Source organism: Saccharicrinis sp. GN24d3 (genome assembly GCF_052400645.1).
In the GTDB taxonomy this organism is placed as follows: domain Bacteria; phylum Bacteroidota; class Bacteroidia; order Bacteroidales; family Marinilabiliaceae; genus Saccharicrinis.
On the sequence record NZ_JBQTGI010000009.1, the window covers coordinates 1 to 20121 of the forward strand.

The window sequence follows — 20121 nt, forward strand, 5'->3', positions numbered from 1 at the left end:
CAAAGTAAAACAAAATAAACGAAAGCGGAGAAATAGAGCTATAATTGAAACGTTTGAAAATAAGTCTCAAGTTTTTTAATGGAGTGAGTTCTTCTTAAGGCGCAGGTAACGAGTTGGATATATGTGTTTGTTGTTTTTGTTTCATTTTTTTTACCAACTCACGCAGCATTTAAGTTAATAACTACGTCTTGGGGGGTACAATCAATTTAACATGAGTTGATAATTCAGCATATTAGTGTTTGTTTTTCTAGGGGACAGCAAGGATATGGCGAGTTTCATTTTCTTCTAACAACAAAATATGAACACATCAAACCGGTGTAATTGGACATGGAATAGTAGTTTGTTCTGATTTTTAAGGTTTACTAATTTTTAGACTTATGAAAAATAATATATCATACGTAGGCTTAATTTTGTTATTTGGACTTTTGGCATGTAACAATAATGACGATAATAATAATCCGGAGCCTGAAATAGATTCGCAGTTAAAGTTTGCCACTACCCCACCAACTGCAGCAAATGTAAATGCTGTAGATTTTACTTTAACCAATGTAGGAGTATATGACAACTATCTTTTTTCCAACATTGAATATGTTGGAGGTAATAAATCGCATGAATTTTCTGTTACATGGAATGGTGAGGTTGGAACCGAAGAAGAAAATAAGATGATTAGATTGGATATTTACCATTTAACTAGTGATGATGATGGTACGAGAAATGTTGAAGACTCATTATATATAAGTCTGGACGATTTAAATATACCAGAGGATTTATTGACTGATGAAAACTTATACTTTGATGTAGTAAATACTACCAATACGGATAATCACTTTGTAGTAAAAGGATATGAGGAAGAAGTGGTTGTGCCTTTTGAGGAACCACAAACTTACATTCACTATTATAACTACGAACTTAAAGTTGTAGATGCAGAATGTAGTGAGATTGGTAAATGGAATAACAAATGGTTAAAGAGTGCTTCAAGCGATTCGATACAGTATTTTATACCTGTAGAAATTGATGAAGAAATAACCTATGAAGCCAAAGTTGATGACTTGGTAAAAGTGAAGTTGCAATATTTGTCTATTGATGACATTGGAGGAGGCCATACTTGTGATTTTATTACCGATGAAAATGTAATAGCCATTAAGATAAAGGAAATAGAACAAATAAAAGAGTAAACAAATCCATTTACTATAAGGTGCCTTTATACGAAAGCTCAGATATAAAAAAGTTAAAAAAACTACTTAAAAGATGCTCCAAGGGTAATAAAAACGCCCAGGAGCATCTTTATCGTATCTATTATGGGTATGCGATGAGCATTGCTTTGCGCTATTCTAAATCACGCATTGAGGCAGAAGAGATATGTAATGACGCATTTTTTAAATGGTTCACAAAAAAGGGACAATGCTCCAATGTCGAAAGCTTCAAACCATGGTTTCGTAGGATTATTATTAACACTGCTATTGATAGTTATCGTTCCAAAGTAAATCAAAACCATCTTGTATTGCTCGAACAAATTGAAGTTGTTGATCAAGCTAAATTTGATTTTAAGGCCATTGAAGCCGAAGAAATTATTGCGTTAATGCAAAGTTTAACTCCTATGTACAGAATGGTTTTTAACTTATATGTTATTGAGGGATTTAATCATGAAGAAATTGCCGAAAAGTTAAATATTACAGCGAGTACATCACGCTCTAACCTTACCCGTGCTAAGCAAAAATTACGTGAACTTATAAATGATTATTATTATGAGCAGGCCAGGTGAAGATCGTTTAACAGATATGATCAAGCATAATCTTGATGGTTATGAGCCGGCCTATAATCCTGAGGCCTGGAACAAACTGAATGCAAGACTGAATAGTCATGTAACACCGGTTCCTTTAATCTATAAACCCTGGTTTTTAGGTTTTGCTTCGGGAATAATATTTATGGTGGTAGTTTATTATTTTTGGAGGGATTACGGTGGTATAAGACATACAAACGATAACAATTATGTAACAGAAGAGCTAGAGCGTTTAAAGCATGAAATTCATCAATTAAAAGAAAATGATTCCATTCATTATCATCAGAGTGTCCGGAGAGCAATGGAATCAAGAATGTCTGAGGTTTATGCAAAAAAAGAAAGTGGCTTTTATGAACCAATGATTACAAAGAGGTATGTTTTTATAGACACTCAAAATAAGGAAAGTGGAAATAAAAGTATGTATGAAAAGGAAGGTGATTTATTGCAAAAATTGCCATCTATTCCATCGTATTCAAATATTCTATATATACTGTTACAAGATAGTCTGCCACTTCATCAAGATGATTTTTTAAGTGAGAGAAAGAAAACTAAACACAAGAAAACCTTTCATATCAATTGGCCTACTATCAGTTTTAAACAGGATGCCTACGAAAAATTTACCGGACCAGACCGGATTTATATGTCATCATCATTGGAAACGGAAAGTAACATAAATGGAATTAAAGGTCTCTCTAAATCAGTAGGAATAGGTTTGTCAGGGAAGATTAGCCAGCAAATGAGTATTCACGGAGGTATTAATTTCGGTCTTAATTCAGGAAGTAAGAAAGAAGCATTGTGGTACAGTCAAATCATAGAAAAACCTGATACATCCTATTTACAACTTGTTTCTGATACAACGGTTGTAGATAGCCATAAATGGAATTATTTGGATATACCAATAGGGATTAACTATCAAGTACTATCAAATGATAATCATAGTTTAGATGTCTCATTATCTGCACTGTCGCGTATTTTTCTGAGCGAGAAATACACTCATATTCTTGATATAACCAATAAACCCAATGTGGAGACAGAAAAGAAGATTGATGCAGGTGAAAATAGTCATTTGTTTGCAAAACTTCGCTTAGGATTTAAATATACTTATCACATGAACGATAGGTGGAGTATTGCTGCTCATCCTTATTATTCAATGCCACTGCAAAAGTACAGTTACCTCAAAGTCAAAAATTCCGGATGGGGAGCAAACGTTAATCTGGTGTACAAACTGAATAAAAATAAGGATTAACCGATCGGCTTTATACCAGGTGCTATTTTTTGGTTCAGACGGCATAGGAATGAATTGTTGTAAATAATTCTATTTGTTTTGTCGGGTTATCGAAGAAGTTACTATATTCTAAATGGTTATTTACCGCAAAAAATTGAGGGAACTTTAATTTTATTCGTATTATTTTAAGGTTATCATGTATTTGCACGCCAATTTTTGATATTTTGTACTCAGTATAAAATATTATAGTTAAATGAATTTCATATTATATCTTAACCTGTTAATAATTAATATTGTGGCATGGCTAGCGATTAGCTATTTCTGGAGTTTCTGGAATTTTAAACTTTTTAAACCTTACCAGTGGTTAGAGTTGGTAAAAAAGAAAAAAGTACCTAAAGTCATCGTACAAACGGAGCGTAAGTTTAAGGACCGAAACCGTTTTTATAGTTTTTGGTTTGTTTTGGAGGGATTAAAAAACAAGAAAATTGATGGAGACATAGCTGAAGTAGGTGTTTTTAAAGGAGAAACGGCAAAAATTATTCACCATTTAATGCCGGATAGAAGGTTGTATTTGTTTGATAGTTTTTCCGGTTTGCCTACCCAGGTAATCAGAGAAGATTGCGATGGAACAGTGCGGCCACAGACGGTAAATTTTGAACAAACCAGTAAAGATGAAGTCGAGAAATATATCAAGGGAAATCATCAGATAGATATAAGGGAGGGGATTTTTCCTGACACGGCCAAGGGTTTGGAAAACAATGTGTTTTCCTTTGTGCACTTGGATGCTGATTTATATCAATCGACACTGGACGGATTGCAGTTTTTTTATCCAAGGTTATCTCCAGGGGGTTCTATTTTGATACACGATTATAACCATAACTGGGAGGGAGTTAGAAAGGCTGTTGACGATTTTGAACTAACGGTGCCCGAACAATTTGTGGAGCTATATGATATGTATGGATCTGTTTTGCTGACCAAAAACAAATCATAAAACGATAACCATGCTTAAATCAGTTAGCCTCATTACCATTATCGTTTTTACAGCTGTTGCCGCATTTGCCCAGGAGGTTTTTACGGAGGATGATAGGCCGAAGATAGGCCTTGTCCTGAGTGGTGGCGGAGCAAAAGGGATGGCGCATATTGGTGTGTTAAAGGTTTTGGAGGAACTGAATATCAGACCAGACTATATTGCGGGAACCAGCATGGGAAGTATCATGGGGGGGTTATATGCGATAGGTTATTCCGCGCACGAACTGGATTCAATCATTCGTTTGATGGACTGGAACACCATGCTGAGCGATAGGATCCCCTTATCGGAAGTCGTACCCGAGGAAAAGCATGATTACAATCGATTTCTATTTCAGTTTGACCTTACCCCCAAAGGGCCGAAATTACCTAGTGCCGTTGTTGAGGGGCAAGGTATTTCCGAGCAAATGAACTATCTGACCTGGCATGTAGCCGGAGTCGAAGATTTTGACGATTTCGAAATTCCTTTCCGCTGCGTGGCATCCGATTTAATATCAGGAGAACCATATGTTTTCGAGTCGGGCAACCTGGTGACAGCAATGCGCGCCAGTATGGCCATACCATCAGTTTTTTCGCCGGTGCGATTAGATACCATGTTATTGGTTGATGGAGGTGTTTTGGATAATATCCCGGTGGTTACCTGTCGCGAAATGGGAGCCGATATTATTATCACGGTCAACGTTGGTTTCCGGGAAAAACCGAATTTCGATGATTTTAAGTCGATAGGAGATATCCTGATGGGCTCTGCCATGATTAGAAGCAATTATGAAGCAATAAATTCATTGAAAGAAACTGATATTCTTATTGCACCCGATTTGACGGGTTACAGTTCGGCCAGTTTTTTTGATGGTGAAGCCATTATTGAGTTGGGGGAAATTGCTGCCAGAGAGCGGTATGACGAACTGGCTTCGCTTGCAGACTTTCTGAGTCTGTACCCGAAGAAACCGGTGTCGAAGCCAGAATTGCTGGATAAGATTTATATTGAGGACATTAAGGTAGGAGAGCTTAAATATTTGGATAAGACCTTTGTTCTGGGGAAATCCGGACTTGAAAAAGGCAAGTGGTATACAAAGGATGAAATTAACAGTGGCCTGCATCAACTTATGGGAACCCGATATGTGCAAAACATTAACTATACCCTCGCGCAAGGAAAAACCGGCTATGTGCTTACCCTCCTGCCTAAAGAAGCCTATAGAAGCAAATATAATTTCTCGGTCCAATATGATAATATTTATAAGGCCGGTGCCATTTTTAATGTGGCGTTCCGAAATAAGTTAATAAAGGGATCTAAATTTGCCATGAGCCTTAACTTTTCGGAGTATCCCATATTTAATGCCGAGTTTTTGGATTACAGAGGCCAGAGACAGAAGATGGGTAATTATCTTAAAACCAGGTGGGAATTTAATTCTGTGCCTTTCTTTGCCGATGATGGTGATGAAGTTGGCAGAATAAAACAAAATTACCTGAATGTGGAAGGCGGTTTTTTTTATGCACCCAATACCAAGAGTATTGTCAGGGGAGGTGTTTATTTCAGAAGGCAGTTGAGTAATTCCGGGAAAGGTCTTTTAGACCTGTTCACGGATGATGTGGATAAGTTAGGTAATAATTGGTGGGGGTTGACCTTGAATTACAACAGGAATTCTTTTAACGACCAGTTTTTTGCCACTAAAGGGAGCAAGCTGGATATCCGGTTGGCACATCCACTGGGGTTTGGTACCATATATAAGGGCTCCGATAGTTCATATGTTACTTTCGATGATCTTTTGGATATTCCGAAAGAAAGCTATCTGAAAGCTAAGGTAACCTTTGAACATATTATACCTGTAAATTCCAGGTTTAACATTGCATATTCATTGGCTGCAGGTGGGGCTACAGAGCGATTAGGCAGCGCTCAAAGTTTTTATTTAGGGGGATTAGAATCGACTTCGCGCAGTGGAGATATCCCTTTTCCGGGAATGATTTCGAAAGAAGTTTCGGCCCGGCAATTTGTAATGGGATACATCAATCTTCAATACCAGGCTTTTAATAATTTTTACGCCAAGCTATCAGGCGGAGCCATGGATTACAGAAACGAATTTGAAAACCTGAGTTTTATCCCTGTTCAAAGCCTTGTTTCGGAAGGCGTGGTTTTTGGGGTAAATTTAATTTTTGCTTATAATTCCATCATTGGGCCCATTGAGTTTGGCTATGGCAGGTCGAGTTTGCACAACAAAAGCCGATATCATTTTACCGTAGGGTTCCCGTTCTGATAAACTTTTAAGGGGATATCTTGTTTAACGCTTATCTAACAAATAGTCATGAAAAGAGATCTATCACATATAAGGAGTGATTATACCAGGAAAAAATTATTAGCCAATCAGTTAGACGTTGACCCAATTAACCAGATTAAAGCATGGCTAAGTGAAGCTATCGGTAAACGAGAGCTCGAGCCTACGGCTATGACTTTATCAACTGTTTCGGGAAGTGGTATGCCTTCTTCGCGTATGGTGCTTCTTAAAAATATAGATAAAAATGGAGGTCTGTGGTTTTTTACCAATTACAACAGTAAAAAAGGAAGCGATTTAAAAGAAAACAACAATGCCGCGGTCAACTTTTTTTGGCCGGGTCTCGAACGTCAAATTAGAGTAACTGGTGTGGTTGAAAAAATATCTGAAGTTGAAAGTGAAGCTTACTTCAACTCACGCCCTTTTGATAGCCAGGTGAGTGCAATCGCCTCTCCTCAGAGCCGGGTGGTGGAAAGTAGAGAACAGTTGGAGCATTGGTTTAAGGAAGCCAAAGCCCAGGAAATAAAAAGGCCTGTGAATTGGGGCGGATATGCTTTGTTACCTGCCGAAATTGAATTTTGGCAGGGACGGCCGGGGCGCTTGCACGATAGAATCAGGTATCGATTGATAAAGGACGAGTGGGTCAGAGAAAGGTTGGCACCCTAATTAACGGGTTAGGGGTGCGACTGTTTGTAAGCTGTAAATGCCTCGCTCCCATTTGTAATGGCAAAGCAATGTTGACCAATGTGCGATGTTACTTTACCTTCGTCAACTCCCTAAACACATCTTCCATACTTTTTTGGTCTTGTGTGAGTGTGATAATTTTTTGGTTATTGGCTACTGCGCAGTCAAAAATTTCCGGCCTGATATCTGAGGATGCGGAGATATGATATTTATTGACGGTCAGGTTTTTAATCTCAATTAAACCTTCGATGTTATCGAAAATGCTTTTTTCAACAGGGTTTAAGAATTCACAGGTAAACTCAAAGTTGTTTTTTAATGAAGTATTGGTCAGGTCGCTGGCTTTTTCGTTGGCAACAATATTTCCTTTGTTAATGATGATTACCCTTTCGCATATGGCCTGAACCTCTTGCATGATATGGGTGGACAACATGACTGTTTTTTGTTGGCCCACTTTCTTTATCAGATCCCTAACTTCTATAATTTGATTGGGATCTAGTCCAGTAGTCGGTTCGTCCAGGATAAGAACTTCAGGATCAGGTAAAAGTGCCTGGGCCAATCCTACCCTTTGGCGATAACCTTTCGATAAAGCTGAAATTCTTTTGGTTCTTTCAGGGGAGAGACCCGTCATATCTATAATTTCTTCTACCCGTTTTTTGGTGTTCTTGCCAAGCTTATAAATACCTGCAATGTGCGTCAAATACTCCTTCACATACATATCTAAGTAAAGCGGGTTGTGTTCGGGTAGGTATCCAATCTTGGTCCTATACTCCAATGTGTTATCAGTAACATCCAGTCCGCAAACCATTACCTTGCCTGTTGTTTGTGGAAGGTATCCGGTAATAATCTTCATCATGGTAGATTTGCCGGCTCCATTAGGTCCTAAAAATCCTACCACCTCACCCGAGGCAATTTCAAACGATACGTTATTTAGGGCTTTTTGAGTTCCAAACTCCCTTGTTACTTGCGATACTGATATAGACATGCTTGTATTTTAATTGGACGGGTAAAGTTAATGGAATACCTATTACAATTCAAAATATCCTTATTCTTTAATGACTTTAATTACAACTGTATCACCGTTAGAAGCTTGTATTCGAACAAAGTAGATTCCTTTGGGTCCAACCATATTAATACTCAAATGATTTTGGTTATTAAATGTATAATTGCTTAGCGTTTTGCCCGCTATATTTATAATCTCCACTTTTAGCAAAGCATAATTTCGTTCTAACTCTATGTTAAAACATCCTTCTGTAGGATTTGGGTAAGCACTAAAATCAATCGATGCTTCATCACCTACTGAACTATCATCATCCTTTTCATCAGTATTCCTTACTGCTCTCACGTAATTATTTACATAGCGAATGTCACCCTGAGGTCCAAAGTAGTCTGGATAAGTGTCACTTCCCATTTCTTTGGGATCGTTTCTTGAGGCTCCTGCTCCATGGGTATCGTATATAGCCGCTACATTGGTGGGGGGGAAGGACATTTGACCTTGCGCTTCTCCAAAACACATATAAACAGCATCTGTATATGGCGTAGGGCCATCCATCAAGGGTGAGCTGGTCCAATAGTACCCATAGTTGGCATCTCCATCCGGATTATTAAATGATGAACAAGAAAACAGAGGATCTATAGCTGGCGAATTGGTCACATCAGGACAACGTGTGTAATCCAAAATACTATGCAGTTCTTTGGCATTGGGTAATCGCCAATCCGAATGTCCACCATGTGTTAAGTCTTCGCAATATTGTAGGGCATCTTCCCAGTTTCGAGCAGTTCCATCATCTCCTTGCTGCCACATTAAGCCTGTTGCTAAATCCGTTATGGTGCCATCTCCATTATCCACAAAATTATTAATACCATAATCCTCATTACCCCTTACCATTCTAAAATACATGGTATTTGCCTCTCCTGTAGACTTCACATATTTTGGATAACCTTTTAAACGTCCATCCACAAAATTATAACCAAATACAGCCGTGTCACCTCTCATAATTAAACCAGTATACTGCGTACTCGACCATGTTTGGGCATCAATTTCACGTTCGCCAATAGACGTATCCCCAATGGGATGATTGAAATAATCGGTATCAATAAATAAATCTACTGCATTATCACCAAAACATCGACCCGTAAACTGAGCCAATGAATACAATTCTTTGATGGTAGGTACCCGCCAGTCACTATAACCGCCCAGGGTTGAATTTTTTGCTTTCACAAATGCATCCGCATAGGATATCTTTTCTCCCATGTCCTGTTCCCACATCAATCCGGTTACATTATCCGTAATCGTACCATCTCCATTGTTGGTGTAAGAGGGTTGATTGCCACTATAATGTGCATCCTGACCGCAAAATGGCTCACCACTAACCGGGGTTGAAATAATAGAATTATTATCGTAAAAATCGCTTACTCCCGTATCTACTATGTTATATTTATTTGTTGGAATACTCGTGCCATCATCCGAATCTTCATCCTCAAATGATATCCCATTTATGGCTAACATTTGTTGCTCTAAATCCAATTTCGCACTCAGTTGATCCGTAGTTAATTCACTTAATAATAAGTTGTTCGTTTCATACGGGTCAGCGCTTAAATCGAAAAATTCTTTATTTCCTTTTACATCATAAATAATTTTGTATTGCGCATTCCTTATTGTATATACATCCGTTGAAACGGTTTGGTTAGCCCCCAGTTCCATGTAATTATAAGTTCGTTTTGGTTCTGAACTATTGCTTAACAGGTGCTTAAAACTATAACTGTCGTTTACTTGATTTGTAGGATATGCATCGGGTTCTGCTATTTGCGCAATGGTTGCATAAAAGTCGCTTACGTTAATCATCGCATCCTCTGTTTCGTTTTGTCGACTTACGCCATTCCCGGAAACAATCAATGGCACATGAATACCTCCTTGATAAACGGTATTTTTCCCTTTGGGAGATGGGTAGCCTTGCAAGATATTGCCAGCTGTGCCATTATCACCTACAAACATAATGACGGTGTTGTCTAGTTCTGTTTGAGGGATAGAATCTAATAGACGTCCAATTTCGTGATCCATAGCTTCTATCATGGCTATAAATTTCTGCAGGTTTGAATTCACATCTTCGGAAGTATACAAGTCACTTGGCGGCACATGAAAAGGCGTATGGGGAGCAACATGTGCAAACCACATAAACCAGGGTTTTGTCTGTTCTTTAATCCATTGCGCAGCATAATCCGTAAAATATGATGTGGTGTAATCCGTACAAGCTGATGTATCTTTATTTTCAACTTTTGTCCAATTAAAATAATCATCAACACCTGCACCATTTACCCCCATAAAATCATCAGCGCCATGCAAATAGGGATGATCAATGTCTTTAGGACGAGCATTGTGCCATTTTCCGATGACACATGTTTCGTAGGCTTTATCCGTAAGCTCGTTAATTTCCTTAAAAATAGATTTTTGATCCGTTCCTAAAATTCCGGGTACTGTATTAATCCCACTATTTGCACCATATTTACCTGTTAGCATGGAGGCTCTGGTTGGTGCACATGCTGGACAAGCCCATGCATTGGTGAACGTTACTCCTGCATTGCGTAATTCATCTATATGAGGCGTATTGGGCAAAATTGTGCCAATATCATAACCATTGAGGGCATCAACACCCATGTCATCAGCAATGATTAAAAGTATATTAGGCCGCTCATTTGCCTGGCATATTTTACTAACCAATAGCGTGAACAAAATAATTATGGTGATGAATAATTTATGCATAGTTTTAGATTAAAATAAATGAGATATACTACCATAAACTACAATAGTTTAATGGGTTATTCTTACTATGACTTATCTTTTATTGTTGAACTTTTGAGATGCATTTGTAAGTTCACTCGAAGAAATAAAACCATTGTTATCTGAATCCATTTTATCAAAATTCTGTTTGGCTCTTTCTTTGGTGAGCCTATCACCTTGTCGTTTCTTCATTTGAGTATACAATTCTTCGAAGGAAACTAAACCATCCTGATTGGTATCCAAACGTTTCATACGGTCATTTCCTCCTTGTGGTTTCCTTTTATTATTCCTGTTACCTTTATTCATTCCATAGGTTCTGGAACCACGGTTCTCATCTTCCATTCGTATGGTGTACTCGTGAGCTAAAGGCAAACACATTTCTGATGTACATCCAAAATAATCTAACTCTAACTTAATCTCCTCAAATGGTTTTTCGGAAGTAATATCCACCCAAAACTGGCGTGGTTTCGTATCACTATCTCCTTTGCCTTTTTTGGCTGAAGCTTCTGCAGGAGTAGCAGTCACCCCTTCTGTCAACGTAAGTTTATATTTCATTGGTGGAGTGAGGTTGTTCCAGTGCGCATCGTGAATGGGATCGGGGTAAAATCCCAGAAAAAGCCTTCCTGTTCCGGTAGTCAGGAGGGCATCGTCTGCTTCGGCACGCAACTTTACATAGTAGGTTTCTTCAGGGGAGGCGGGAACTATGCTTAGTATTGATAAACCCTCAGGACGAGCTACGCCCCATTCTGAGTCTTCATTGACTAACTTTCCAGGTCTGGAGATTACTGGTAGATTAAGGTCGATTGTCTTGGTTGGTGTCGCGACGGGCCCTACAGCTTTCGACAAAGCGTCACGCAGGGCCTGTCCGTCAATTCTGCCTGAAGCGTACACAACCGCTCCTTCGGGCGAAATAAGGTAAACAGACCAGGAGCCTGAGCGTAATCCAATACGGATATCGTCTTCCATAGTGTCAGCAATCCATGGCGCTTTGGTTCCCAATTTCTTCCGTGCTTCTGCCAACTGAAGTAAACGCTCTGATATATTTTGGGCTTGCACATAACCATCAAGTTCGGGATGCCTTAAGGATTTGTAGAAGTAAAAAAACTGAACGCCTTTATCCTTGTAATCGGCAAAGGCTGCTTCTATTTGAGGGTAGTTTTGGTGAAAAAGTGGACAAGATAAACATCCCGCAGCAAGAACGGTATATTTCCCCTTACACAATTCTCTGACCTTAATGGGTGCTCCTTCTGCTGTAAAGGCATTCATATCGGGGATTAGTCCGCTGCTCAGAACGCCTTCGGCAGGGACATTTAAATAAGAATTAGTAGTAACTGCTTTTGTATGTTGCTTTTGAGCTAGAGTACATACTGCTATCGAACTGAAAATTATAAGAAATATTAGATTCTTCATGATATATTTTTTATTGATTAATAAAAGAAAGCACTGGAATGGTTGTAAATATGTATCTCATATTTAAATTATTAATCGATTAAAAAGGTTAACTTGAATATAAAGGTTGTTTATGCCAGTATCATTTTTAGTTTTTCAAAATGATACAGCTAGAGCACAAAATTATCATCAATATACCCTTGCAATTTTTCTTTATATTGCTCACTTACAGGTATACGAACATCTTCAAAAATAATTTGAGAACGTTCAAGCATCGTTATTTTTTCGAGATTTACAATGTAGGAGCGATGAACTCTGATAAACCTGGAAGGGGGCAATTTCTCTTCGATTTTTTTCATGCTTAATAAAGTCATTACGGGTTTTCCATGCTCCATAAAAAAGCGCAAGTATCCTCTGTTTCCTTCTATATAAATAATATTATCTAACTCTATTCGAACTACTTTGTATTCTGATTTAATAAAAATATGATTTGGTCCTGAACTTAGATGCTCCTCTTTATTCTCAAGTAATTTGAAATGAGTCAATGCTTTATTAGCTGCTTTTAAAAACGAAGGATAGTCTAATGGTTTTAACAAATAATCTAAAGCATCTAATTTAAAACCATCAATAGCATATTGACTATAGGCTGTTATGAAAATTATCTGAGGTTGATGTGTCAACGATTTAACAAGATCTAATCCGTTTAACTTAGGCATTTGAATATCAACAAACATTAAATCAACGGGATGACTGTTTAAAAAATTTAAAGCATCCATGGCATTTCTAAAAGTCCCCACCAAATCCAGGAATAACGTTTCTTTGATATATGCTTCGATTTGCCTCATGGCTAAGGGTTCGTCATCAATTGCTATGCATTTAATCATTGTTCAAAGGTATTTTCAGGTTAACACAGTATGTCTTTTCAGTTTCAATAATGTCTAAATTGTAATGATCACCATAGAGCAATGCTAACTGTTTTTCTAAATTAATAAGCCCTAATCCAGTTGTTTCTTCTTCATGCTGCACCTCCGCTTTGCTATTGGATATCTCAAAAAATAGTTCGTCGTTTTTGATATTAGCCGTTACAGTTACAAAGGATTCTTTGGTGTCGTCGATGCCATATTTAAAGGCATTTTCTACCAATGAAGTAAAAAGCAGAGAAGGAATAGTCCTGTTATTTTGTTCTACATCAAGATGAAGGGTGATTTTTACATTGTCGTAAAAACGAATTCGCATCAAGTTGATGTATGACTTAATAAATTCAAACTCCTCTTTAATGGTTGATGTCCCCGTTTGAGAGTCATTGAGCAGGTGCCTCATCAAGGTGGATAATTGGATCACTGATTTTTGAGCCTGACCTGTATCGAAACTTATTAAAGCATGAATATTATTCAAGGTATTCATAAAGAAATGAGGACTAATTTGATTCCTCAAAAAGGATAGTTCTGTTTGCAAATGAATTTTGTCCTTTTGCTCTCGAAGCTTTTCTTCTTCTTCCCTTTGGATTAAAAGTTTAATGGCATTATTAAACCCAATGACCAGAAAGGAAATTAATATATTGGTGGCCATTTTGTATTCAGAAGACCTGGCCAATGCCCTGCGGGGAGCAGTTCTCTGCACTTGTTCAAACGAATCAAACACTACGTTTTGTAGAAACTTTAACAAGGGACTTGCTAAAGTGACACACGTAACAAGCAAGGTAACTAAAATCAAATAGTATAGTGTCCGTTTTTTATGCAATAATTGAGGAACAAGAATGCTATTGTTGATCACAAAAATCAAGAGAAAAGGGATTAGACGAATCCATTCCATATAAACTCTCACCTGGCTAAATTCCCGTCCTCCTTGCAAGGTATATACGGGAAGCGCAATTACAATGGACCAGATAATTAAATAGGCTATATTTTCTCTCTTGTTCTTAAGCATATCTTATTTAAAATCACGCACCATTCGTACATAATTATTAATTCGTATCACATCGCCCTGAGGACCGTGCCCTTGTGGATAGTCATTGGGATCTCCAACTTTTGGGTCACTTCGTTGGGCACCTGCACCGTGCACATCCATTAAAGTAGTTTCATTTGTACGACGGTTTTTCATGAAACCCAAAGCTTCACCAAAACACATGTAAATAGCCTGTTGTCCTCCTCGTTGTCCAACGAGTGTTGTCGATGACCAGAAAAATGGATAATTACTTGAATTGGCTTCATCCTTTATTTCACTGATTGCAAATATAGAATTAATAGCAGCTTGATGATTGAACTGAGGCGCATTTGTATAATCTAACAAACTATGCAACTCCTTGGCATTTGGTAATCGCCAATCGTCGTGCCCCAGATAATTTTCCGCGTTCTTTTGTTCTACCCAAGCCAATGCTTCTTCCCAATTCATACCCTTTTCACTATCATTTTTCTGCCACATCAAGCTGGTAGCCAAATCGGATACTGTACCATCGTAATTATCCTTGAAACTATTTAGTCCATAATTAACATTACCCCTTACAAAACGAATGGTATGTTTCTTATCTCCGCGAGGAGTGGAAATAGGATAACCTTTTATTCTTCCATCAGCCAGGTTAACGCCAAAAACCGTTGAATTACCTCCCATGGTTTTTCCTTTATATACGGTTGATGACATCATTTGTGTATCGATAATCCGGTCGCCGTTTGCCCCATATTCAAAATCGAAATAATGGGTATCCACAAATGGTTTTGCACTTTTAGGCACTTCATACATTTGACGACTACTGGCATCAACGCCGCTAAAAAGCATTAACGAATAAGCTTCTTTAATACTCGGAATACGCCAATCGGTGTGATTTGCCAGGTTAAACGCTTTCACTTTCTCTATGGCTTCGTCATAACTCATGGCCTCGAAACCTTTTTGCCACATTAAACCGGTGACGTTGTCAGTAATTGTTCCATCACCATTATCGGTATAAGAGGCTTGATTACCATCAAACTGTGCATCCTGTCCGTAAAATGCATTTCCTTTTGCCGGGGAACTAATCTCCGCCTCGTTGTTATAGCACTTTTGTTGTTGAGTATCGACTATTTTATATTGGCCAACTGCCGATGTAGTTTGTGCATTTATCTGCAAAAAACCGGAAGTAAGCACCATGATTAGTGTGAATATTTTTCTTCTCATTTTTTATCCCCCTTTATATAATTTACGGTTTTCATTGTTTACTGTTGAAGCGTAAAAACTTCTCCATCGCTTGAAACGGTTAAAAAGTCTTCTGCAATAATTATTTTACCTTTAAATTGTTCGGCAATCTTTGCTTTGGTAGCTTCTTCGTCAATGGCCGCACCCGAAAGATGTGTAATCACAAGGGTCTTTACTCCGGCCTCCGCTGCCATCTTGGCGCCTTCTTCTATGCTGGCATGGGCGCTATTTCCTTTTTTATTTCTTGCTCGCCTGTTTTGGCTTGCTCCTTCCCGAATAATTTGACAGTCGAGCACCAGTATATCGGCATCCAAGGCCAACTTTGCCAGGTTTGGGGTGTATGAAAGATCTCCTGAAATGACAATTGATTTTCCGTTGGCATCAAAACGATAAGCGAGTGTATAAATAGAATGTGGAACCTGGATGGTAGAGATTGTTACATCCTTAAAGCTGAATGTATTTTCGCCTGCCAGCTCTTTTACTGTTGCCTTGGTGTTGTTTGTATCAAAAGTCTGTCCTTTATTGCTTCTTCGATATTCAAGGTCTTCTTTGTAAAACTTCGTCACATAATCTGTCATCTCTTTTATGGGAGCAGGGCCGGCTACTAAAAATTCTCCGGGAGACATGTATTTCTGATGAACCATTGGTATAAACTCCTCGTTATGATCTAAATGATGATGGGTTATCAAAAGCGCATCCGGACTGTTTCTTCTGGTGAATCCCAGCTGCTCCAATTGTGCTCTGGTCCCATTTCCCATGTCCACAAGAAATTTCACTCCGTTATGCTGCACTAAGGCCGATGGTCCGGAACGATCGATATTATATTGAGGATTACCTGAGCCAATAATCGTAACGCTCAATTCGATATTATCTATTGCTCCCTTTGGATAAATCGAATGGGGTGCGGTATTCGCTGCTTTCGTTTTGGAGTTTGTTGTATTTTGGGCATTCAAATGAAATATCATTAAAATGGCCAACATGAAAGTTATAAAGTACTTCATCGTTTTATTTTTAAGTTTCCTGTTTCTTAAACAAACAACGTACTTTTGTGAACAAATAAAAAGTGTAATTGACGTTTGAGGGGATTTTATCAACAAACAGGGATTTGCAATGGATTTTAATAATTAAAACTTCGTGGGATTATTATTCTCGTGAGGTAAACATTTCCTGTTGTTTAGGGGCATATAACGAAGATCTCTTGCTGAAGAATTGTTAACGAGTATCAAAATGGTATTCTTTCACTTTCATCAATTCAATTTTTATAACAATACATACCTGCCAGTGGTTTATATAAGTACGGGTATTTTGAGACAGCTTGTAATTTGGCGTGAAGCTAGAATGGTACTTATAAAACGGCTGGATTTTTTGCCGGATTGTACAGACTCTCTTTCTTACTATTTGTCGGCCTATCATTTTTGAAGGATGTTTTAACCCGCAATATGCATTAGAAAATCTATTACACATTGAAATTGTTTCAAAACAAGACACTCCGCTGCTTCACTTCAACTCACCATAACGATGCGATGCCTCGTTTCAGTAAAGCCTTGTTTTATTGCACTTTCAAAGTTCACGACGAAGTTCCAATGCATAATCCGGGTTTAAAAAAGTTTGTGGGGTTTCGCCCAAGGGGTATTTTAATGAAAATTAGCACCCCCTTAAAAAAGTGGTAGTAGCACTGTATTTGCGTGAGTAGCACACCTTCATTTGCTTGTAGCAAGGGCATATTTATCCGTAGCACAGATATATCATTCAGTAGCAAAGTCCCATACCTAGGTAGCAACATCATATTGACGAGTAGCGACCTTGCAATGTGGAGTAGGGTGGTATCATAGTTGGTTGCAGGAGTACATTTAAATTTATCAATCGAAAACCTTACTTTTGTGAAGTTCTAAAATTGCATAATAATGAGCAGTTCCGATTATTGCATCGACATATTTAATTACTCGAGATATAAAACTTCTGAAGTACAGATAGGTAATTTACGTTTGGGAGGAGACAACCCTATTGTAGTTCAATCCATGACTACAACCAATACCAACGATACCGAAGCCACGGTTAAGCAGATAAAAAAAATATTTGATGCCGGGGGGCAGATGGTTCGCATGACAACACAAGGACAGCGCGAAGCGAATAATCTTGAGTTTATCAATAAGGAATTAAAGCAGCAAGGTTATAATGGCCCCTTGGTGGCTGATATTCATTTTAACCCAAATGCCGCCAATATTGCGGCACAGCATATCGAAAAGGTGAGGATCAATCCGGGAAACTTTGTGGATGGTGCCAAAAAGTTTGAATCCATTGATTACACCAACGAAACGTATTACGAAGAATTGGAACTGGTGAAAAAGAAGCTCATCCCACTGTTGAATATCTGCAAGCAAAAAAATACAGCTATTCGAATTGGAACAAACCATGGTTCTTTGTCCGATAGGATTATGAGCAGGTATGGCGATACGCCCATGGGAATGGTGGAATCATGTTTGGAGTTCTTGCGGATCTGTCAAAGTGAGGATTTTCATCATATTGTTTTAAGTATTAAGGCTAGTAATGCCCGAATCATGGTTCACACGGTTAGGCTATTGGTTCAGAAAATGCATGAAGAAGGGATGAATTATCCATTGCATTTGGGTGTTACCGAAGCGGGTGAAGGTGAGGATGGAAGAATTCGTTCCGCGGTAGGAATAGGCACTTTGCTGGCTGATGGGATTGGGGATACCATCCGGGTCTCGCTTACCGAAGACCCTGAAAATGAAATTCCGGTGGCCAATGACCTGATTGCCTATACTCATGAAAAATCAAATCACGATTTGATAACGCCTGTATTGGATGCGCAGTATTTTCCTTTTAAATATGTAAAAAGGGAATCAAATGCGGTTAAAAATATTGGAGGTAACCATGTTCCCGTTGTTGTTGGTAAAGAAAAAACATTGACAGACTGCCCGGATTATATTTTTTCGGCAAATGGTAGTAATTCAAAAGCCAATATTGTTGAATTAGAAAGGTGGAAAAAATTAAACGATAAGATAAGTTGTTTTCCTCTTTTAGATGTTCATCAAATAAGTAGTTTAAAAGAGATAAAAACAGAGCTGGTATTTGTAACTGTTGTTTATTCGGATTTTAACCCTGAATTATTAAGTGAGTTAAAATCTTACCAAAACGTTGTGCTTGTTTTAAAAACGAACAATAATAATAGTATCGCTGAGCAAAGAGCTGCATTTTTGATGTTAACGGCGCATGAAATAAAGTGTCCCGTTGTTATCTATAAAAAATACCGGGAGTTGTTTAATAATCATAGCCAGCTTATGGCCTCCTGCGATTTTGGTCCCTTGTTGTTGGACGGCTTTGGAGATGGTATTTGGATTGATTACAACGAAGAAGCAGAACCCGGAATGGTGAATAAAACAGCATATTCTATATTGCAGGCGGCGAGGGTACGCTTTGAAAAACCTGATTATATTTCATGTCCGGGATGCGGAAGAACTTTGTTTGGCTTGCAGGAGACTACTGCCAAGGTGAAATCCCAAACGGCACATTTAAAAGGGTTGAAAATAGCCGTTATGGGGTGCATTGTCAATGGTCCGGGCGAAATGGCAGATGCGGATTACGGCTATGTGGGATCGGGTCCCGGTAAAATTACTTTATACCATCAGCGTGAGGTGGTTAAAAAAAATGTAGAAGAAACAGAAGCAGTCGACGAACTAATACAACTTATTAAACAAAATGGAGACTGGACGGAGCCCGTTTAGAGCTACTGAGTTAAGCGTTTTATGTTTGTTGATAGTAAAAAGTGTATAATTCATCATGTGTTAAACGAAAATAGTGTATTTTAACAAATAGTGTTGTATCTTTTTTTGCACGGTTGATTATGTTTTTCTAAATTGCAAAACTCAAGATAAACCCCATTATTGAAATCAATGAAACGACTGTTATACACTATTGTGCTCTTTACCCTTGTGTTTTCTTCGGCAAAGTCGGAGGAAATTGTATTATCTGGTACTTTTCAAGGAGATAACTTATTTGTGAAAAATCCTTTTGCGCCAAGTGGTGTTGGTTTCTGTGTTTATGAGGTTACTGTAAATGGTCTTACCTCAACCGATGAAATCAACTCGAGTGCATTCGAAGTGGATTTATCGGTTTATGGTTTTAAACAGGGACAGCCCCTTACAGTGGGTATCAAGTTTAAAGAAGGATGCCAGCCCATTGTTTTAAACCCGGAAGTTTTAAATGCCCGTGCTACCTTTGAAGTCACTAAACTTGCTGTGGATGGAGATAAGGTAAAGTGGTCGGCTGTTAAGGAAGCAGGCAGTATACCTTTTGTGGTAGAGCAGTTCAGATGGAACAAATGGATTGAAGTCGGTAAAGTAAATGGCAATGGGGCAGCGGAGGAGAGTTCGTACGAAGCGAAGGTACGTTTCCATTCAGGGGAAAATAAATTCAGGATTAAGCAGACCGATTATAGGGGTAAGCCAAAATATTCAAAGGAAGTTACATATAATTCAAACAAACCAGAGGTGAGTTTTTCGCCGAACAAAGTGGATGACGTACTTCATTTTTCTGCACCAACTTTGTACGAAATCTATGATGAGTACGGAGGAATCATATTTAAAGGGTACGGACAAACCGTTAAGGTTTCCGGATTGAAAAAAGGAAAGTATTATTTAAATATGGATAATAAATTAGCCATGTTTAGTAAAAAATAAATATCACTCTAAAGTGATATCAGGGCCGGATTTTTATCCGGCTTTTTTTGTTAAAAATATCCAATAATTGGGAACGTAACCCCAACTTTAGCAAACAATTCATTAATTTTACG

Annotated in this window: 15 protein-coding genes; 8 read left to right on the plus strand and 7 right to left on the minus strand. The window is 38.2% G+C overall.

Annotation, left to right across the window (positions count from 1 at the left end):
- Positions 1 to 377: 377 nt before the first annotated feature.
- From ACT29I_RS11780 to pdxH, 6 genes are all read left to right on the plus strand, one after another.
- Positions 378 to 1175 (plus strand): hypothetical protein, encoded by a 798-nt coding sequence (locus ACT29I_RS11780; RefSeq protein WP_430931824.1) that lies wholly within the window; start codon positions 378 to 380, stop codon positions 1173 to 1175.
- A 20-nt stretch (positions 1176 to 1195) separates the two neighbouring features.
- Complete coding sequence (locus ACT29I_RS11785) at positions 1196 to 1762, plus strand: RNA polymerase sigma factor (protein ID WP_444793545.1); 567 nt, start codon at positions 1196 to 1198, stop codon at positions 1760 to 1762.
- The gene (locus tag ACT29I_RS11790) at positions 1746 to 3026 is read left to right on the plus strand and encodes a hypothetical protein (protein ID WP_430931826.1); all 1281 of its coding nucleotides are present in this window, start codon (positions 1746 to 1748) and stop codon (positions 3024 to 3026) included. The genes ACT29I_RS11785 and ACT29I_RS11790 overlap by 17 nt, the downstream gene beginning before the upstream one ends.
- Before the next feature lie 232 nt (positions 3027 to 3258).
- Positions 3259 to 3996, plus strand: coding sequence for a TylF/MycF/NovP-related O-methyltransferase (locus ACT29I_RS11795; RefSeq protein WP_430931827.1), 738 nt, complete (start codon positions 3259 to 3261; stop codon positions 3994 to 3996).
- Between the two features lie 10 nt (positions 3997 to 4006).
- A complete protein-coding gene (locus tag ACT29I_RS11800; RefSeq protein ID WP_444793546.1) occupies positions 4007 to 6280 on the plus strand; it encodes a patatin-like phospholipase family protein in 2274 nt (757 codons plus the stop codon).
- A 48-nt stretch (positions 6281 to 6328) separates the two neighbouring features.
- Positions 6329 to 6961, plus strand: a complete 633-nt coding sequence (gene pdxH / locus ACT29I_RS11805) for a pyridoxamine 5'-phosphate oxidase (RefSeq protein ID WP_444793547.1) — start codon at positions 6329 to 6331, stop codon at positions 6959 to 6961.
- Between the two features lie 88 nt (positions 6962 to 7049).
- Here the strand turns inward: pdxH and gldA are convergent, their stop codons facing one another.
- The 7 genes from gldA to ACT29I_RS11840 all read right to left on the minus strand — a co-directional run bounded on the left by gldA (position 7050) and on the right by ACT29I_RS11840 (position 16309).
- On the minus strand, positions 7050 to 7961 hold the full coding sequence (gene gldA, locus ACT29I_RS11810; protein WP_430931830.1) for a gliding motility-associated ABC transporter ATP-binding subunit GldA: 912 nt from the start codon (positions 7959 to 7961) through the stop codon (positions 7050 to 7052).
- Between the two features lie 60 nt (positions 7962 to 8021).
- The gene (locus tag ACT29I_RS11815) at positions 8022 to 10736 is read right to left on the minus strand and encodes a sulfatase-like hydrolase/transferase (protein WP_444793548.1); all 2715 of its coding nucleotides are present in this window, start codon (positions 10734 to 10736) and stop codon (positions 8022 to 8024) included.
- Positions 10737 to 10808: 72 nt separating this feature from the next.
- Positions 10809 to 12164: a hypothetical protein gene (locus tag ACT29I_RS11820; RefSeq protein WP_444793549.1), complete on the minus strand. Its 1356-nt coding sequence runs from the start codon at positions 12162 to 12164 to the stop codon at positions 10809 to 10811.
- A 149-nt stretch (positions 12165 to 12313) separates the two neighbouring features.
- Positions 12314 to 13027 carry a LytR/AlgR family response regulator transcription factor gene (locus ACT29I_RS11825; RefSeq protein WP_430931833.1) on the minus strand — a complete coding sequence of 238 codons (714 nt, stop codon included), beginning with the start codon at positions 13025 to 13027 and terminating at the stop codon, positions 12314 to 12316.
- Entirely contained in the window at positions 13020 to 14069 is a 1050-nt protein-coding gene (locus ACT29I_RS11830; protein WP_444793550.1) for a sensor histidine kinase, read from the minus strand. Before ACT29I_RS11830 ends, ACT29I_RS11825 begins: the two co-directional genes overlap by 8 nt.
- 3 nt (positions 14070 to 14072) lie before the next feature.
- Positions 14073 to 15290 (minus strand): Lcl C-terminal domain-containing protein, encoded by a 1218-nt coding sequence (locus ACT29I_RS11835; RefSeq protein WP_444793551.1) that lies wholly within the window; start codon positions 15288 to 15290, stop codon positions 14073 to 14075.
- 38 nt (positions 15291 to 15328) lie between these two features.
- Positions 15329 to 16309, minus strand: coding sequence for an MBL fold metallo-hydrolase (locus tag ACT29I_RS11840; protein WP_430931836.1), 981 nt, complete (start codon positions 16307 to 16309; stop codon positions 15329 to 15331).
- A gap of 903 nt (positions 16310 to 17212) precedes the next feature.
- On the opposite strand from ACT29I_RS11840, the gene ispG reads away from it, so the two are divergent.
- Together ispG and ACT29I_RS11850 are read left to right on the plus strand one after the other, a co-directional pair.
- The gene (gene ispG / locus ACT29I_RS11845; protein ID WP_430931837.1) at positions 17213 to 19054 is read left to right on the plus strand and encodes a (E)-4-hydroxy-3-methylbut-2-enyl-diphosphate synthase; all 1842 of its coding nucleotides are present in this window, start codon (positions 17213 to 17215) and stop codon (positions 19052 to 19054) included.
- A gap of 168 nt (positions 19055 to 19222) precedes the next feature.
- Positions 19223 to 20008, plus strand: a complete 786-nt coding sequence (locus tag ACT29I_RS11850; RefSeq protein WP_430931838.1) for a hypothetical protein — start codon at positions 19223 to 19225, stop codon at positions 20006 to 20008.
- The last annotated feature ends 113 nt before the right edge of the window (positions 20009 to 20121 follow it).

Bases quoted from the DNA above. Each gene is read 5' to 3' on its own strand.
- ACT29I_RS11835 (WP_444793551.1), bottom strand. From the start codon at position 15,290: ATGAGAAGAAAAATATTCACACTAATCATGGTGCTTACTTCCGGTTTT.
- ACT29I_RS11795 (WP_430931827.1), top strand. From the start codon at position 3,259: ATGAATTTCATATTATATCTTAACCTGTTAATAATTAATATTGTGGCA.
- ACT29I_RS11850 (WP_430931838.1), top strand. From the start codon at position 19,223: ATGAAACGACTGTTATACACTATTGTGCTCTTTACCCTTGTGTTTTCT.
- ACT29I_RS11825 (WP_430931833.1), bottom strand. From the start codon at position 13,027: ATGATTAAATGCATAGCAATTGATGACGAACCCTTAGCCATGAGGCAA.
- ACT29I_RS11780 (WP_430931824.1), top strand. From the start codon at position 378: ATGAAAAATAATATATCATACGTAGGCTTAATTTTGTTATTTGGACTT.
- ACT29I_RS11840 (WP_430931836.1), bottom strand. From the start codon at position 16,309: ATGAAGTACTTTATAACTTTCATGTTGGCCATTTTAATGATATTTCAT.
- gldA (WP_430931830.1), bottom strand. From the start codon at position 7,961: ATGTCTATATCAGTATCGCAAGTAACAAGGGAGTTTGGAACTCAAAAA.
- ACT29I_RS11820 (WP_444793549.1), bottom strand. From the start codon at position 12,164: ATGAAGAATCTAATATTTCTTATAATTTTCAGTTCGATAGCAGTATGT.
- ispG (WP_430931837.1), top strand. From the start codon at position 17,213: ATGAGCAGTTCCGATTATTGCATCGACATATTTAATTACTCGAGATAT.
- ACT29I_RS11790 (WP_430931826.1), top strand. From the start codon at position 1,746: ATGAGCAGGCCAGGTGAAGATCGTTTAACAGATATGATCAAGCATAAT.
- ACT29I_RS11830 (WP_444793550.1), bottom strand. From the start codon at position 14,069: ATGCTTAAGAACAAGAGAGAAAATATAGCCTATTTAATTATCTGGTCC.
- pdxH (WP_444793547.1), top strand. From the start codon at position 6,329: ATGAAAAGAGATCTATCACATATAAGGAGTGATTATACCAGGAAAAAA.
- ACT29I_RS11815 (WP_444793548.1), bottom strand. From the start codon at position 10,736: ATGCATAAATTATTCATCACCATAATTATTTTGTTCACGCTATTGGTT.
- ACT29I_RS11800 (WP_444793546.1), top strand. From the start codon at position 4,007: ATGCTTAAATCAGTTAGCCTCATTACCATTATCGTTTTTACAGCTGTT.